Source organism: Rhizobium sp. BK491, from assembly GCF_014194925.1.
Lineage (GTDB): Bacteria > Pseudomonadota > Alphaproteobacteria > Rhizobiales > Rhizobiaceae > Rhizobium.
The window spans coordinates 699805-715171 of record NZ_JACIAR010000003.1 but is presented as its reverse complement, the minus strand read 5'-3'; the positions used below and the strand labels follow the sequence as shown (position 1 = coordinate 715171).

Genomic DNA, 15367 nt, shown 5'->3' with positions numbered 1-15367 from the left:
CCGTGATCGCTGCCATTGCCCTGACACGGTCATTCGCTGGCCTTGCCCGCTATGGACTCATCGTCGCCCTTGTCCTCGTCTTCTCGCTGTTTTCGACCGTGGCGCCGACCTTCCTCAGCGTCGGCAATCTGCAAAGCATTCTTGTCAATAACTTCACCCTGCTTGCCATTGTCTCGATCGCCATGACCTTCGCTGTTGCCGCCGGCGGCATCGATCTCTCCGTCGGAACGGCAGTCGATTTCGCAAGCTTTGCGTTCGTCTCCGGCATATTGGCTGGTCTACCGGTACCACTGGCCGCCCTGGCGGGTCTTGGCGCGGGCGCATTAGTCGGTGCCTTCAATGCTATCCTGATCTCGGCAATCGGCGTATCGCCGTTCTTGGCAACGCTCGGAACACTATTCATCGGCCGCAGCATTCAGCAACTCCTGACGGATGGCGGCAATCCGGTCTATCTGCCGCCCTCCGGTGTTCCCGCAGCATTCCGCTTTATCGGGCATGGAACGCTTGTTGGCTTTCCGGTGCCGCTTCTGATCGCAGCAGTCATCATCGCGGCAGCAGCACTGCTATTTGCCCGCATGCGCTTCGGCCGCGCCGTGCTTGCGATCGGCATTCAGCCGCGCACCGTTCGCTATTCGGGCATCGGTCTCGCAAAGCATGTGGCCGTGACCTTCATCCTCGCCAGCACGATTGCTGCCTTTGCCGGCCTGATCCTGACGGCGACCGTGACGGTTTATATCCCCTCTTCCGGCAACGGCTTCATGCTGAACGCCATTGGGGCCACTTTCATCGGCACGACCTTTTCGTCGCTGGGGCGGCCGAACGTCGCCGGCACGGTGCTTGGCGTTCTGCTTTTGAGCATCGTCGCCAACGGCCTGCTGCTGACGGGCCTGAATTTCTACTGGCAGCAGGTCGGCACCGGTCTGCTGATCTTCGCCGTGCTCACCTTCAGCTTCGTCAACAAGAAAGCGGTTGGCGCCTGAGCGCCGACCGAACGATACAATCGCAGGAATAGCAAGATGACACGCGAAATCAGGCTCAATGCCTTTGACATGAACTGCGTCGGACACCAGTCACCAGGCCTCTGGCGCCATCCCCGCGACAAATCCTGGACCTACAAGGATCTCGATTATTGGGTCCATCTGGCGAAAACGCTAGAGCGTGGCAAATTCGATGGCTTGTTCATCGCCGATGTGCTCGGGGTCTATGACGTATTGAACGGCAATGTCGATGCGGCCTTGCGCCATTCGGCGCAGGTGCCGGTCAACGATCCGCTGCAGCTCATCCCGACCATGGCCTATGAGACGGAGCATCTCGGCTTCGGTCTGACAGCTTCGCTTTCCTTCGAGCATCCCTACACATTCGCGCGGCGCATCTCGACGCTCGATCATCTGACGAAAGGGCGCGTCGGCTGGAATATCGTCACCTCCTATTTGAACAGCGGCGCGCTCAACATCGGCCAGTCTGCACAAACGCAGCATGACGACCGCTATTCCCTGGCCGAGGAATATCTCGAAGTCTGCTACAAGCTGTGGGAGGGTAGCTGGGAAGACGACGCAGTCATTCGCGACCGCGAGAGCGGCATCTTTACGAGACCGGAAAAAGTCCACCCGATCCGCCATTCCGGCAAGCATTTCAGCGTGCCCGGCATTCATCTCAGCGAGCCGTCGCCGCAGCGTACCCCCGTGCTTTACCAGGCGGGCGCCTCCAGCCGCGGCAAGGATTTCGCCGGTGCGCATGCCGAATGCATTTTTGTCGCGGCACCTTCGAAGGCAGTCCTGAAGCGCTATGTCGCCAATGTTCGCGAAGCAGCCGAGCGCATCGGGCGCAATCCCCGCGAAATCCTTTCCTTCAATCTACAGACAGTGATCCTGGGCGAGACCGATGCCGAGGCACAGCGCAAGTTCAACGAATACCGTCAATATGTTTCGCTCGAAGGGGCGCAGGCGCTGATCTCCGGTTGGACCGGCATCGATTTTGGCCAATTCTCGCCTGACGAGGTGCTACGCCATCGCTATACCAATGCAGTGCAATCGGCCGTCGAGACCTTCACCACCATCGACCCGGACAAGGAATGGACGGTGCGCGAAATGGCCGATTGGGTCGGCATTGGCGGCTTCGGCCCGGTCTTTGTCGGCTCGCCACAGACGGTTGCCGACCTGATGCAGGAATGGATCGAGGATACCGACGTCGACGGCTTCAATCTCGCTTATGCCGTCACCCCCGAAAGCTTCGAGGATGCCGTCGATCTTCTGGTGCCGGAACTGCAGAAGCGCGGCGTCTACAAGACCGAGTATCGCACAGGCACCTTGCGGGAGAAGCTTGGCGGCAGCGGACCCCGGCTTGCAGTCCCGCATCCAGCAACCGGCTATCGCAATCTTGGCGAAGCCAACGCTCTTCCCAGACGCGTCGGATAGGCTTTAGACAAAGGTGCGTGTCTTTGGCTGAGACGGGACAATTCCCGTCTTAGCTGCCCCATGTCCGTTCGAGGACTCGAAGCCAGTTTTGATGCGCGATCTTGGCAAGCGAGGGAGCGTCAAACCCATGCGCGCGCAAGGCGTCGATCAGCTTCGGCAGGCCACTCGCATCACCGAGCGCTGCCGGAATGGTCGTACCATCGAAATCGGAACCGAGCGCGACATGTTCGATGCCGATGCGCTCTGCAATGTAAGCAACGTGGCGAACGAGGACTTCGAGAGGCGTATCGGTGTTCCTGACGCCATCGTCACGCAGGAACAACACGCCGAAATTTATACCGACCAAACCGCCGGTATCGCGGATGGCGTCAAGCTGCTTGTCGGTCAGGTTGCGGCTGTGCGGGCTGATGGCATGCGCGTTGGAATGCGAGGCAACCAGCGGCGCATTCGACAATTTGGCGATATCCCAGAACCCCTGCTCATTCATGTGCGAGAGGTCGATCATGATCCTCAGCTCGTTGCAGGCGCGGATCAGATCTTTGCCGGCGTCGGTGAGCCCGGGGCCAATATCCGGCGTCGAAGGAAACCGGAAAGGCACACCATAGGCAAAGACATTGGGGCGGCTCCAGACAGGTCCAAGCGTGCGCAAACCGGCCTGATGCAAGACGTATAGGGCATCGAGATCGGCCGCGACCGCCTCCGCGCCCTCGATATGGAAAACGGCGGCGAACTGGCCTTCGGCAATCGACCGCCTGATATCGGCGGCCGAACGGCAAACCTTTACGGCTCCTTGCGACCGGGCCTCGATCGCAAGCAAAAGCCGCGCCATGGCCAGGGTTTCGTTCAGCGCGTCCGGCTGGGCGGGCGTCGCAAAATCGGCATTTCCAGGCTTCGGCTGATCCGGCGAAGGGATGAAGATGGCGCAGAGCCCACCGGCAAGACCGCCACGACGCGCGCGAGGCAGGTCGATATGTCCGGCAGCTTCGCCATTCAGGAAAGCATCGATGGAATTCAAGCCGCCGCGACGCAGCCGGAGCAACACGTCGTTATGGCCATCGAATACGGGAATTATCGAGGATTCGGTCATGTCTCATTCCAAACACCGCAGTTGCTATCTGCCTAGGCAAGCTTGGCGGAATGGGCAACTGCAAATTATTCATAGCTCTGCAAAAAACGAATTGGCCGCTCGCAAGACACCTGGCTAAAAACTCCCGCGAAAGTAAGATGGGTGGAAGCCATGTCAGGTCGAGTGCAATAAAAACGGATAGTGTTGCCTTGAACGTTGCAGAGGGCACGCATTGAGCGATTTGCGCTTTCGTTTCAAACTCCTGGAATGGAGACGCCGCCCCCTTGTCGCGTCGGCCAGCAAACGCATCTGCACAGATCGGTGCGAATTGGTGCCATATATTGGGACAAGTGAAACGGGAATATTGATTTGCCAACCCGCGAGACTTGCCTTTTCGAAAATGCGCAGCAAATGAAAACCGTATTGAGGTGAAAAAACCCGGGATAAGACCAGGATCGCCGCGTATCGGCTCGCTGAAAAGAGCAATTCATAGCAAGTTTCGGGCTTATCCGATGGAAGCGGGCAGCAGGAACCTGTCGGTATGGCGGATGGAGAGTTGACAGCGATGCTTATCTTCCGCCCGACGGCATTCGGAGAGACTTGATTGTCTGATTTGCGACGCGACGACCGATCCCAATCCGCGTCAGACGAGGCGCAGGACGAGTCATGGCGTGGCGATAGGAAATCCATGCAGTCCGAACGGCGGCGCTTTCCCCGGCCGGAGAAGGCAGCGGAGGGCGCCCTGCCGCCGCCAGCCTTGCAGCCCTTGAAATTTTCGACACGTGGTATGGAGCCCGGCGATCAATTTGCCGCTTGGCAGACTTATGTCGCTCCCTTGGCCGACGTCCGGCTGCCGGATAATGCCTCTCCGGAAGCCGGCTTTCCGGCAGACCATACAGCATGGAATCTGGGCGGCATGCTTGTCGTTCAGCAGGATGCGCCGGCTCACAGTTACATGCGCTCGCAGGCGAAAGTGAAAGCCAATCACATCGATCACTGGCACATTTCCGTGTTATCCAGCGGCCGGACGTGGACGGAAGTCGATGGCCATGTTCTGGATGGCGAGCCGGGCAAGGTGGAGTTGCGTTCGCTAGGACACCCTTTTCGAGGGCGCTCGACCGAGGCGAAGGTCCTCTCACTCTTTCTGCCGAGGGCGTTGTTGCTCGACGTTCCCGCACCGGTAGAAATCGAGAACAATATTGCCCTCTCCGGCGTCTTCACTAACATGCTGATTGAATTTCTCGATAGCGTCGAACACAATCTCGCACGTCTTGCAGCCACTGATCTACCCCATGTCGTACAGACGGTGCGCAACATGATCGTGGCTGCCATTTCGACCTCAGCGGCTCAATCGACCGGCACAGAACAGCATAGCGCCCTCGCCCTGACGGAACGGGTGCGGCGGTTCGTCGAAGCCAACCTGATCTCGGGCGATTTGACCGCCGAACGCATATGCCGCGAGCTTGGCGTATCCCGCACCAGGCTCTATCAGATATTTGAACAATATGGCGGCGTGCATCACTATATTCAGCGCCGCCGTCTCCTGTCGGCGCATGCGGCTCTCAGCGATCCCGCCAATCGTGAGCAGATCGTCGACATCGCCTTTGCCGTAGGTTTCTCCTCGGCGGCGCATTTCAGCCGGGCATTCGGCAAGGAATTCGGCTATAGCCCTCGCGAAGCCAGAAACCTTACCATCCCACGCTATGTCGGACAGATCATCTCACCGGCGCCGTCCGGCAACAGCCACTCTTTCGACGAATGGCTGAAAACCCTAGGCTATTATCATTAGAGAATTCTGTATAGCGGCTTCAAAATCTCTTGAATGAAACGCAGTCGAATGACTCCGATGCGCGGCGTCCCGTCGCGCCCATCCATGCACAAGCGGAAACACCGCACTTCAGCAATCGCGAAAATGGACGCTGCTGCAAGTTTCGGGATGCATGGCTAACGACACCCGATAGGTAAACCATTAAAAATGAAAGGGAATACTAGCTCAGACACCAAAGCCCCAATGTTTGGTGAATGTACCCTGCGTCCATCGGGGCAAGCCTTAGGGAAAACAGCAATGGTATCTACTCGCCAAACAATAGAGATCAGCAAGCCCCAGCATCCCGTCACTGATTCATACCGCGCGGTCGAGCGCGAAGAGGTCCTTGAACTGGCCTTTCGCGATTTCGTCCAAACGGTGGTCTCCGCCGGCTGGAATGAGCCTGAGGTCGCTTTGACCTTGGCCGATATTGCCGACGACTACGTGATGGCTCTCGCCGGTAGAGTTGCGGAGAAATAGTGTTGCGGCCTCCGTCCGCGCTCCGCAGGGGTGAGCACGAACGGTAAGAAGCAACTCTTCAGCATGCCGCCGGCGGCACCGTTCCATAAGAAGCGGGTCATCGGCGGCATGATTTTTTATTCGGCGAACGGCAGGCGTAGCTCTTTTATGCCAATCGCCATCCATCAAGGATTTGATGAAAGCGCTACAATGAAGGTCAGGCAGCATCTTTGGTTTCGCCGGGATATGGAAAGAGCGATAGAGCTCTATACGGCGCTTATCCCTGGTTCGGCCGTCGGATGGATCTCGAACATATTGACCGATCAACCGAATGGACCGGCCGGCAGCGTAAAATTCGCGGGCTTCAAACTCGGAAACCGTTCCTACATGGGATTCGAGGCTGGGCCATTCGACTACCTGGAGCATAATTCTTCGGTCACCGTCGAGTGCGCGACGGAAGACGAGGCAAGCCGTTTGCGTTATGCGCTGGGGAAGGGTTGCCCGGATGATCGCGGCGGAGTGACAGATCCCTGGGGCATATATTGGCAATTCCAGGTCAAGTCACCAGCTGCCGATGTTGGAACATCAGCCAAAGCTCAAACGGAACATGACGGCGATATCGTTGCCGCAAAACCACGAGCCGCCGCAGCCTGACGCCCGAGTGAAGCAAGATCATCGGAAAAATGATCACCGCTGGCGGCATATGCGCCAACTTCAGCCAGTCGAAAGCATGCCCTGCCGCGAAGCAAGCGGAGGCCGATCCAAACTCGGCTCCGCTCACATGCTGACTTGAGCGTCAGTCAATAACCGGGCAGCCGCGCCGATTGGCGAAGACCATGCGGTCGGGGCCGCCGTCATTCCAGCCGCGGACGACAATTCGGCGCCCGTTGCTATCAACCGAATCGATGCGGCGGAAGCCTTCCGCGCGCGCAGCGCGCATCAGGTCACGTCTGTCACAGCCCCGATCGCGGTCCCAACCTCTGTCACGGTCCCAGCCACGATCGCGCGGCGGCCCTCTCCAGTCGCGACCTTGATCGCGCTGCCAGGGCGGCGGTGCATAACCGTCGTCGCCGCCGTAATACTGAGCCGAAGCCGCAGAGGTCATCAGCTGCAACGCGGCCAATCCGACCACGGCGATACGCGAGATCCGTACCAAACCTTCAAGCATTTTCCTTACCCCCAAATTTCCTATCTTGCGGATGAAAATAGAGATACGCCGATTCGCATGAACTCTGCCTGAACACAGCCAAAACCAGATCGCGCGCCGTGTCACACGGTCGCGCGAGCTTCGGATCGGCGCCGATCCGGCGTTCGGGTGGACAACATCTATTGTGACTTGGAACCTTTGGATGCGAAAGAGGATGATGTGCCATCGCGGCGTGGACGCGAAGCCACTTGCGAAAGCCGCGCATCCCCATGCCAGTCGGTGATTGCCGAATGAACGGATTGGGAAAGAAGCATCGCCCCTGCCAGGCAATAGAGCAACACAATGATGGCCGTTTCGACGATCAGCGGCAGAAAGGCAAAACGAGCGCTGGGGTTGTCATCCTCTTCGGGGAGCAGATCCGGCAACCCAAGCATCATCGCCGTCAGCGGCGAAGCCAGGATCGCGAGGAAAGCGGCGCTATGAATCCACAGGCGCAAACGAGGCAATTTTGCCGCCATCCAAAAGGCTAGAAGCGGAGCGCCGATATTGCATAACAAGCCAAGCGAAACGGCGAGCTCTATCGGCAGGATCGAATCGTCATGCATGAATTGCCAACCCTTCAATGCGGCACAGATTAGTGCCGCGCATCCGAAATGACAACTTTCTCTTGCGCTGCTCCTGTCCCTGCATTCTCCAAAAGACGATGCCGTCTTGACCTAAATCTTAACCGTCAATTCCCACGATCGTCGGCTTGAACACTATTGTTTTCCGCATCGGTTCCCGGCCTATCCCGACTGCTTGGCGCACCAATTGCGCCGCAGCCTCACCGATAGCGCGCCGGGGCGAGCGCGAGGTTGCGATCGGCGCGGGCAAGGAATTGACCAGATCCAGCCCGTTGAAGCCGGCAATCAGCATTTTATCAGGAACCGCAACCCCCAGTTCCATGCAGGCAAACAAGCCGCCGCTCGCCATATCGTCATTGGAATAATAGATGCAATCGAGGTCTGGTACCGCCGCAAGCAACGATGTCGTGAGCTGCTTTCCGAGCGCGATCGAGGAAAAGACGTCATCGGTTCGCTGCCCGGCAACCCCGAGGCCATGCGCATGCAGGACGCGCTCGAAGCCGGCTTTTCGCTTGCCCGCGCGCAGATCTCGAGCCAGGGCACTGCCGACATAACCGAACCGTCTTCGCCCGGCCGCAATCAACGCTTCGGCCATATCCTCTCCCGCCGCACCATGAGACAATCCGACATTGAAATCGATCGGCGTGCCGTCGAGATCCATGAGCTGGATGACCGGAATATTGGCGTGGCGGAGCAACTCCACCGTCTCCTCCGGTTGATCGAGCCCGGTGACGATGATGGCGCAAGGCTGCCAGGAGAGCATGTCGCGGATGATCTCGCGCTCCTTTGCCATGTCATAATCGGATATGCCGAACACGGCTTGCATGCCGGAACCATCGAGCCCGGCGGAAATACCGGCAAGTACCTCTGGAAAGACGATGTTCGACATGCTGGGAACGACGACGGCGACCAGGTTTGTGCGTTGCGAGGACAAGGAGAGCGCCAGCCTGTTGCCGACGTAATTCATCCGCGTTGCCGCTTCGATCACCCTGTCACGCGTTTCGCTGGAGACGTCGGCTACGCCACGCAAGGCGCGCGATGCCGTCATCTTGCTGACGCCCGCCTCGATCGCGACTTCCTCCAGAGTGGGTTTGCGCATCCCCAAGCAACCCTCGATGACCCATGGCGGCTGGCACGATGCCGCTCTTCTTCATAGAATGTTTCCGCGAAAAGGCAAACATCAGCCTATTGACAATTCCCGGGAAAATAAAGCTATGTTACCGATACCGGTATCGGTAACATAGCTGAAAATAGCGGAGGTAGCACCGTGCAGAACACGAAGAAGGCAGCCATTATCGGCCTGGGGTCCATGGGCTGGGGCGCTGCTCTCTCCCTTCTGAAAGCGGGCTTTGCCGTGCGCGGCTGCGATGTTCGCAGCGAGGTTCTCGCCCGTTTTGCAGAGAACGGCGGTACGTCATGCACGACACCGGCATCAGCGGCGGAAGATGCCGACGTGATCCTTGTCTATGTCGTCAACAGCAAGCAGGTCGAAGACGTGCTTTTCGGCCAGGACGGCGCGCTGAAGACCGCACGGCGCTCCACCGTGTTCCTGCTCTGCACCACCATGGCCCCGAGCGCCACGATCGCCATTGCCGAAAGACTGGAGGTAGCTGGCATGCTCGTCATCGACGCTCCCGTCTCCGGCGGCCATGTCCGTGCGCTTTCGGGTGAGATTACCGTCATGGCATCCGGCATGCCCGAGGTTTTCGATAAGGCATCCGCAGTGCTCGAAGCTATCTCCGCCAAGGTATTCCGCCTCGGGGATCGCCCCGGCGCCGGCTCGCAAGTCAAGATGATCAACCAGTTGCTGGCCGGCGTGCATATTGCCGCAACGGCAGAAGCCATGACGCTTGCCGCCAAGGCCGGCATCGATCTGAAAACGCTCTATGACGTGATCTGCGTATCGGCCGGCTCGTCGTGGATGTTCGAAAACCGCGGCGAACACATCGTGTCCGGCGATTATACGCCGCGCTCGGCGGTCAATATTTTCGTCAAGGATCTCGGCATCGTGACATCGGAGGCCGACAAAGCTGGTGCCATTACGCCGCTTGCTGCTACGGCGCTCAACCTCTTCGTAGAAGCATCGGAGGCGGGCCTGGGCCTGGAGGATGACGCCGCGGTTGCGAAGATTCTGGCCGCCAGGAGCGGCGCCAGCCTGCCGGGCGTTAAGGGGTAGGCCATGACACTCCTGCTTGGCTGTATCGCCGATGACTTTACCGGAGCGACCGATCTTGCCGCGCTGCTGGCGCGCAGCGGACTGCCCGTTTCGCTGCGGATCGGCATTCCGCAAGACAGACGCTACCCGAACGAGACGGCGGCTTTCGAAGTCATCGCCCTCAAATGCCGGACATCGCCGGTCGAGGCCGCCGTGAAGCAGGCCCGGCAAGCACTGAATTGGCTCAAGGAAGCGGGAGCGAGCCGCTTCTTCTGGAAATATTGCTCGACATTCGACAGCACGGCTGAAGGCAATATCGGTCCGGTCGCGGATATGCTGATGGCGGAGACCGGCGCGACCCAGACGATCTATTGCCCAGCCTTTCCGGAAAATGGGCGCAGCATCTTCATGGGTCATCTTTTCGTCGGCGAACAGCTTCTGTCGGAGAGTCCGATGAAGGACCATCCGCTGACGCCGATGCGCGATTCAAGCCTTGTACGGCTTCTGATGCCGCAGGTGAATGGCGCTGTCGGCCTTGCCAACCATAATATCGTCTCGAAGGGAGCGGAATCGCTGAGAGCAAAGTTGGCACAACTCGGCAACGGCGGCATTCGGCATGTAATCGTCGATGCTGTATCCGACGACGATCTTCGAACGATCGCAGCAGCGTCTTTCGACATGCCGCTGGTGACAGGCGGCAGCGCGATTGCCGGCCAGCTTCCGCAATTCTACATGGAGGAAGGTCTCGTCAGCCTTTCCGAACATCGACAGGCACTGCCAAAGATCACCGGCGGTTCGATCGTGCTCTCCGGTAGCTGTTCTGCCATGACGCGGAAGCAGGTTGCCAATTACGCCGGCAAGGTCGCCAGCCTGCGGCTCGATCCGATCGCGCTTGCAGAGGAAGGCCCCGGTACCGCGCTGGAATGGCTGCGCCAGCAATTCCCCGACGCGCCGAAACTCATTTACGCCACCGCCGAGCCTAATGAAGTGCGGCAGGCGCAAGAACGTTTGGGGCGGGACAAGGCAGGCAAAGTGGTCGAGGACGCTCTTTCCGTGATCGCCCGCACGGCCTTCGATTGCGGCACGCGCCGCTTCGTCGTTGCAGGCGGCGAGACGTCCGGTGCAATCACGCAGGCGCTCGGCGCGGCGCATCTGACTATCGGGCCGGAAATCGCACCCGGCGTGCCTTGGACTTTCACGACCCTTGGAGGTGAAACAGTCGCTCTAGCTTTAAAATCTGGCAATTTCGGCAAAGAAACCTTCTTTGCGGACGCTTTCGACCGATTGGAGACGGTATGAGCGAAGAAGCGAACTTGCGCGAACAGATATGCATGATGGCCAAGTCGCTCTACGACCGCGGGCTGACCGCCGGCTCTTCGGGCAATATTTCGGCACGCCTCAGCGACGGCAGGCTTTTGGTGACGCCGACGGGCAGTTCCTTCGGGCGCCTCGATCCGGCACGCCTCTCGCTATTCGAAGACAAAGGGCGTCTGATCGGCGGCGATAAGCCGACCAAGGAAATGCCGCTGCATGCCGCCTTCTATGAGACACGGCCGAAGAAGACGGGCGCCGTGGTCCATCTTCATTCCAGCCACTCGGTGGCCCTCTCGATCCTGCCCGGCGTCGATGCCGACAACATGCTGCCGCCGTTGACGGCCTATTCGATCATGAAGCTCGGCAAAGTAAAACTCCTGCCCTATTTCATGCCGGGCGACCCGGCGATGGGCGATGCCATTCGCGGACTGGCCGGCAAGCGCAGCGCCGTCATGCTGGCAGCACATGGACCCGTCGTTTCCGCGAAAGATCTGGAAGCGGCTGTCTATGCGATTGAAGAACTGGAAGAGACGGCAAAGCTTGCCATCTTGACGCGCGGGGCCAATCCTTCGCTGTTGACGGAGGCACAGATCGCCGATCTCATCCGCACCTATGATGTGGAATGGGACTGACCATGACGCGCTTTTCGGCCAATCTGGGTTTCCTATGGCAGGAGCTTTCCCTTCCCGACGCTATCCGCGCCGCCAAGCGCGCCGGCTTCGATGCGGTGGAATGCCATTACCCCTACGACACGCCCGCTGAAGCCGTGCGTCAGGCATTGGAGGAGACTGGCCTTTCCATGCTCGGCCTCAACACCGCCCGCGGCAATATCGCGGCCGGTGACAATGGACTTGCCGCCATTCCGGGCCGCGAGGATGAAGCCTGTCGTCTCATCGATCAGGCGATCGATTATGCAGCCGCCATCGGCGCGCGAAACGTGCATGTGATGGCGGGCAAGTCCGCCGGCGACGAGGCGCGGGGCACTTTCATCGCCAATCTGCGTTATGCCTGCGAACGCGCTGACAAGACGGGGACGACGATCCTGATCGAGCCGCTCAACTATCGCGATGCGCCAGGCTACTTCCTGCAGACTGCCGATCAGGCACTCGATATCATAGCCGCGATCGATGCCGCCAACCTCAAGCTGATGTTCGACTGCTATCACCTCCAGATCATGCAGGGCGACCTGACCCGCAGGCTGGAGGATCATATGGCGGCAATCGGCCACATCCAAATCGCCGCCGTTCCGGATAGACGGGAACCAGACCACGGGGAGATCGACTACCGTCATATTCTGCAGTTCCTGGAGAAGCTTGGCTATGACAGGCCGATCGGCGCGGAATATCGGCCGGCAACCACGACGGAGGCAGGGCTCGCCTGGCTGCAGGCATTCAAATAAAAGGTGATTGGCATCCTCGATGCCGGATGGCCATCAAAGACATTTGCTCGGGATCGATCCCGAAGACTGATATCAGTTTGGAGTGGTTCAGCTTTTCATTGAATCCTTTGAGCCGCTCCGTCTGCTTGTTTTCTCGCAATTCCGAATGGAAAACCGCACTTTTCCTGGAATTGCTCTATTGGGAGGAAAATCCAATATGCATGTTTTGATCCTGGGCGCTGCCGGCATGGTCGGCCGCAAGCTCGTCAACCGCATCGCCGACGAGCCGACGATTCTCGGCAAGGCTATCGATCACCTGACGCTGGTCGATGCCTTCCAGCCGCCGGTGCCGGAAGCGCTTCAATCCATATCGAAAGCCCTAACGATCGATCTTGCGAGCCCTGGTGTTGCGGAAAAGCTCATCGAAGACCGTCCGGATATGATCTTCCATCTCGCCGCCATCGTTTCGGGCGAGGCCGAAGCCGATTTTGACAAGGGATACTCCGTCAATCTCGACGGCACGCGGGCACTCTTCGAAGCCATTCGCCAGCAAGGCCTGAAATCGGCCTATACCCCGCGCGTCATCTTCGCCTCTTCCATTGCCGTGTTCGGCACCCCCTTCCCCGATGTCATCGGTGACGAATTCCTGACCGCGCCGCTGACGAGCTACGGCACGCAGAAGGCAATCACGGAACTCCTGCTTGCCGATTATTCGCGCCGAGGCATTTTCGATGGCATTGGCATCCGACTGCCGACCATCTGCGTGCGTCCCGGCACTCCCAACAAGGCGGCCTCCGGCTTCTTTTCCAACATCCTGCGTGAACCGCTGGTCGGCAAAGAGGCCGTTCTGCCCGTCAGCGATACGGTGCGGCACTGGTTTGCAAGTCCCCGCTCCGCCGTCGGCTTCTTCGTGCACGCCGCAACGCTCGATACGGCGAAGGTCGGGCCGCGTCGCAATCTCACCATGCCGGGACTTTCGGCGCTCGTTGCCGATGAGATCGATGCCCTGCGCCGTGTCGGTGGCGACAAGGCGGTTGCGCTCATCCGCCGCGAGCCGGATCCGATGATCGAGCGCATCGTTTCCGGTTGGGCGACACAGTTCGACGCCAAGCGTGCGACCGATCTCGGTTTCAAGGCCGAACAGAGCTTCGACGAGATTCTGCGGGCGCATATCGAAGATGAACTGGACGGGAGGGTCGTATGACGCAGGCATCATCGGATGTAAAAAATGCGATCGCGTTGGTGACTGGTGGCGGCACGGGCATCGGTCGAGCCATCGCCAAGGCGCTCGGCTCGGCAGGCTTCAAGGTCGTCATCTCAGGACGCAGGGCTGACGTTCTAGAAAAAACTGCCCGCGAGCTTGCCGAGGAGACCGGAACGGAATTTCTTGCGGTTGCCGCCGATGTCAGTGACCCCTCATCGGTCCGCAGCCTTTTCGATATGATCGCCGACCGCTATGGCCGCCTCGACCTTCTGGTCAACAATGCCGGCATGGGTCTGCCGGCCGTGCCGATGGAGGAGCTGAGCTTCGAGCAATGGAACGCCATTCTCGGTGCGAACCTGACGGGCGCGTTCCTCTGTACGCAGCAGGCATTCCGCCTGATGAAAGCCCAGGCGCCGCAAGGCGGCCGCATCATCAACAACGGTTCGATCTCAGCGACGACACCGCGGCCGCATTCCGCACCCTATACGGCCACGAAACATGCGATCACCGGCCTGACGAAATCGACGGCGCTCGACGGTCGTCCCTTCGACATCGCCTGCGGCCAGATCGATATCGGCAATGCCGCCACCGACATGACGGCGCGGATGAGTGCCGGCGTGCTGCAGGCAAATGGCGAGACCGCAGCGGAGCCGACGATTTCGGCAGAGCATGTTGCCCGCGCCGTCGTCTATATGGCAACCCTGCCGCTCGACGCCAATGTTCTTTCCATGACTGTAATGGCAACGAAAATGCCGCTTGTCGGAAGAGGATAAAAGAGAACGGCAGCACCGCGAGTGCAATGCTGCCGTCTCAAGGATTAGCGCCATTCGTTAGATAGCAGGTCGTGCCGAAGGCTTGACCTGCCTTCGTTCGACCAGACCGCCGACGCTGAAGATCAAGACCTCGATCTCCATGCCGATCTTGTCGCCATCAAGTAGCCTGACGACATCATCTATGCCGGAGACGGCGTGCCCATCGATGGCAAGCAGGTAGTCACCCTCCTGCAAGCCGCCCGTTTCGGCCGGACTATCCTTCTCGACACGACGCAGACGCACGGCGGTCGAATGTGTGACGCCGGCTTCCAGCGCGATGCGCCGATGCAGCTCGACCATATCAGCGGCAATGCCGATATAAGCGCGCCGGACATGGCCGAAACGCAGAATCTCGGACACCACATGCTTGGCCGTATTGGAGGCGACCGAAAACGCGATGCTCTGCGCACCCTGGATGACAGCGGTATTGACGCCGATCACTTCACCGGCGGAAGAAACCAGCGGACCGCCGGAATTGCCGGGATTGAGGGCGGCGTCCGTCTGAATAATATCTTCCATGAGACGCCCGCTGGCCGCGCGCATGGAGCGGCCAAGCGCCGAGACGATGCCGGCGGTCACAGTCCATTCGAAGCCGAGGGGATTGCCGATGGCGATCGCGATATGACCACGCTTCAGCGATTTGGAGTCGCCAAGTCGCGCCCAATTGCCCGGCCAATCATTGGCGCGAATGAGAGCGAGGTCGGTATCCGGGTCGCGCCCAAGCACTCTGCCCTCAACGGTCGCCCCTTCCGGGGTCTTGATGCGTACCGCCTTGGCATCGTCGACGACATGATTGTTGGTGACGACCAGGCCATCAGGCGAAATGGCAAAGCCCGAGCCATGTCCGGCACGGCCGCCCAAACGCTCGATGCGGCTGACTGCCGGACCGACGAGATCGACGGCACTCGATACCGACTGAGAATAGGCATCCAGCAGCCCGGCATCAGATGACGGCTGGATATCGCGATCAATAAAGCCCATGAAAACT

Annotated in this window: 16 protein-coding genes; 11 read left to right on the top strand and 5 right to left on the bottom strand. The window is 59.4% G+C overall.

The window, feature by feature from the left end:
- Nucleotides 1–2 precede the first annotated feature (2 nt).
- Together FHX05_RS17760 and FHX05_RS17755 are read left to right on the top strand one after the other, a co-directional pair.
- A complete protein-coding gene (locus tag FHX05_RS17760; protein WP_183873366.1) occupies nt 3–980 on the top strand; it encodes an ABC transporter permease in 978 nt (325 codons plus the stop codon).
- A gap of 36 nt (nt 981–1016) precedes the next feature.
- Entirely contained in the window at nt 1017–2414 is a 1398-nt protein-coding gene (locus FHX05_RS17755; RefSeq protein ID WP_183873364.1) for an LLM class flavin-dependent oxidoreductase, read from the top strand.
- Nucleotides 2415–2463: 49 nt separating this feature from the next.
- On the opposite strand, the gene FHX05_RS17750 is transcribed toward FHX05_RS17755, so the two are convergent.
- Nucleotides 2464–3501 carry a dipeptidase gene (locus tag FHX05_RS17750; RefSeq protein ID WP_183873362.1) on the bottom strand — a complete coding sequence of 346 codons (1038 nt, stop codon included), beginning with the start codon at nt 3499–3501 and terminating at the stop codon, nt 2464–2466.
- Nucleotides 3502–4084: 583 nt separating this feature from the next.
- Here FHX05_RS17750 and FHX05_RS17745 point away from each other — a divergent pair.
- The 3 genes from FHX05_RS17745 (at nt 4085) to FHX05_RS17735 (ending at nt 6400) form a co-directional block, all read left to right on the top strand.
- Complete coding sequence (locus FHX05_RS17745) at nt 4085–5269, top strand: helix-turn-helix domain-containing protein (RefSeq protein ID WP_348648324.1); 1185 nt, start codon at nt 4085–4087, stop codon at nt 5267–5269.
- A gap of 276 nt (nt 5270–5545) precedes the next feature.
- Nucleotides 5546–5767, top strand: coding sequence for a hypothetical protein (locus FHX05_RS17740; protein ID WP_112603841.1), 222 nt, complete (start codon nt 5546–5548; stop codon nt 5765–5767).
- A 189-nt stretch (nt 5768–5956) separates the two neighbouring features.
- On the top strand, nt 5957–6400 hold the full coding sequence (locus FHX05_RS17735; protein WP_183873358.1) for a VOC family protein: 444 nt from the start codon (nt 5957–5959) through the stop codon (nt 6398–6400).
- Between the two features lie 142 nt (nt 6401–6542).
- Here FHX05_RS17735 and FHX05_RS17730 read toward each other — a convergent pair whose 3' ends face one another.
- The 3 genes from FHX05_RS17730 to FHX05_RS17720 form a co-directional block, all read right to left on the bottom strand.
- Nucleotides 6543–6914: a hypothetical protein gene (locus FHX05_RS17730; RefSeq protein WP_183713991.1), complete on the bottom strand. Its 372-nt coding sequence runs from the start codon at nt 6912–6914 to the stop codon at nt 6543–6545.
- Nucleotides 6915–7072: 158 nt separating this feature from the next.
- A complete protein-coding gene (locus FHX05_RS17725; protein ID WP_246698980.1) occupies nt 7073–7411 on the bottom strand; it encodes a hypothetical protein in 339 nt (112 codons plus the stop codon).
- Between the two features lie 205 nt (nt 7412–7616).
- On the bottom strand, nt 7617–8615 hold the full coding sequence (locus FHX05_RS17720; RefSeq protein WP_183713994.1) for a LacI family DNA-binding transcriptional regulator: 999 nt from the start codon (nt 8613–8615) through the stop codon (nt 7617–7619).
- Between the two features lie 168 nt (nt 8616–8783).
- Here FHX05_RS17720 and ltnD point away from each other — a divergent pair, with 168 nt between their 5' ends.
- The 6 genes from ltnD to FHX05_RS17690 all read left to right on the top strand — a co-directional run bounded on the left by ltnD (nt 8784) and on the right by FHX05_RS17690 (nt 14340).
- Nucleotides 8784–9692, top strand: coding sequence for an L-threonate dehydrogenase (gene ltnD, locus FHX05_RS17715; protein ID WP_183873356.1), 909 nt, complete (start codon nt 8784–8786; stop codon nt 9690–9692).
- A gap of 3 nt (nt 9693–9695) precedes the next feature.
- On the top strand, nt 9696–10970 hold the full coding sequence (gene otnK, locus FHX05_RS17710) for a 3-oxo-tetronate kinase (protein WP_183873354.1): 1275 nt from the start codon (nt 9696–9698) through the stop codon (nt 10968–10970).
- Nucleotides 10967–11617: a 3-oxo-tetronate 4-phosphate decarboxylase gene (otnC, locus tag FHX05_RS17705; RefSeq protein WP_183873352.1), complete on the top strand. Its 651-nt coding sequence runs from the start codon at nt 10967–10969 to the stop codon at nt 11615–11617. The genes otnK and otnC overlap by 4 nt, the downstream gene beginning before the upstream one ends.
- Nucleotides 11618–11619: 2 nt before the next feature.
- On the top strand, nt 11620–12384 hold the full coding sequence (locus FHX05_RS17700; RefSeq protein ID WP_183873350.1) for a TIM barrel protein: 765 nt from the start codon (nt 11620–11622) through the stop codon (nt 12382–12384).
- Between the two features lie 196 nt (nt 12385–12580).
- Nucleotides 12581–13567, top strand: a complete 987-nt coding sequence (gene denD / locus FHX05_RS17695; protein ID WP_183873348.1) for a D-erythronate dehydrogenase — start codon at nt 12581–12583, stop codon at nt 13565–13567.
- Entirely contained in the window at nt 13564–14340 is a 777-nt protein-coding gene (locus FHX05_RS17690) for an SDR family oxidoreductase (protein WP_183873346.1), read from the top strand. The genes denD and FHX05_RS17690 overlap by 4 nt, the downstream gene beginning before the upstream one ends.
- A 57-nt stretch (nt 14341–14397) precedes the next feature.
- On the opposite strand, the gene FHX05_RS17685 is transcribed toward FHX05_RS17690, so the two are convergent.
- The gene (locus FHX05_RS17685; RefSeq protein ID WP_183873344.1) at nt 14398–15360 is read right to left on the bottom strand and encodes a trypsin-like peptidase domain-containing protein; all 963 of its coding nucleotides are present in this window, start codon (nt 15358–15360) and stop codon (nt 14398–14400) included.
- Nucleotides 15361–15367: the final 7 nt, after the last annotated feature.

Bases quoted from the DNA above. Each gene is read 5' to 3' on its own strand.
- FHX05_RS17755 (WP_183873364.1), top strand. From the start codon at position 1,017: ATGACACGCGAAATCAGGCTCAATGCCTTTGACATGAACTGCGTCGGA.
- FHX05_RS17750 (WP_183873362.1), bottom strand. From the start codon at position 3,501: ATGACCGAATCCTCGATAATTCCCGTATTCGATGGCCATAACGACGTG.
- FHX05_RS17740 (WP_112603841.1), top strand. From the start codon at position 5,546: ATGGTATCTACTCGCCAAACAATAGAGATCAGCAAGCCCCAGCATCCC.
- FHX05_RS17735 (WP_183873358.1), top strand. From the start codon at position 5,957: ATGAAGGTCAGGCAGCATCTTTGGTTTCGCCGGGATATGGAAAGAGCG.
- FHX05_RS17730 (WP_183713991.1), bottom strand. From the start codon at position 6,914: ATGCTTGAAGGTTTGGTACGGATCTCGCGTATCGCCGTGGTCGGATTG.
- FHX05_RS17725 (WP_246698980.1), bottom strand. From the start codon at position 7,411: ATGGCGGCAAAATTGCCTCGTTTGCGCCTGTGGATTCATAGCGCCGCT.
- FHX05_RS17720 (WP_183713994.1), bottom strand. From the start codon at position 8,615: ATGCGCAAACCCACTCTGGAGGAAGTCGCGATCGAGGCGGGCGTCAGC.
- otnK (WP_183873354.1), top strand. From the start codon at position 9,696: ATGACACTCCTGCTTGGCTGTATCGCCGATGACTTTACCGGAGCGACC.
- otnC (WP_183873352.1), top strand. From the start codon at position 10,967: ATGAGCGAAGAAGCGAACTTGCGCGAACAGATATGCATGATGGCCAAG.
- FHX05_RS17700 (WP_183873350.1), top strand. From the start codon at position 11,620: ATGACGCGCTTTTCGGCCAATCTGGGTTTCCTATGGCAGGAGCTTTCC.
- denD (WP_183873348.1), top strand. From the start codon at position 12,581: ATGCATGTTTTGATCCTGGGCGCTGCCGGCATGGTCGGCCGCAAGCTC.
- FHX05_RS17690 (WP_183873346.1), top strand. From the start codon at position 13,564: ATGACGCAGGCATCATCGGATGTAAAAAATGCGATCGCGTTGGTGACT.
- FHX05_RS17685 (WP_183873344.1), bottom strand. From the start codon at position 15,360: ATGGGCTTTATTGATCGCGATATCCAGCCGTCATCTGATGCCGGGCTG.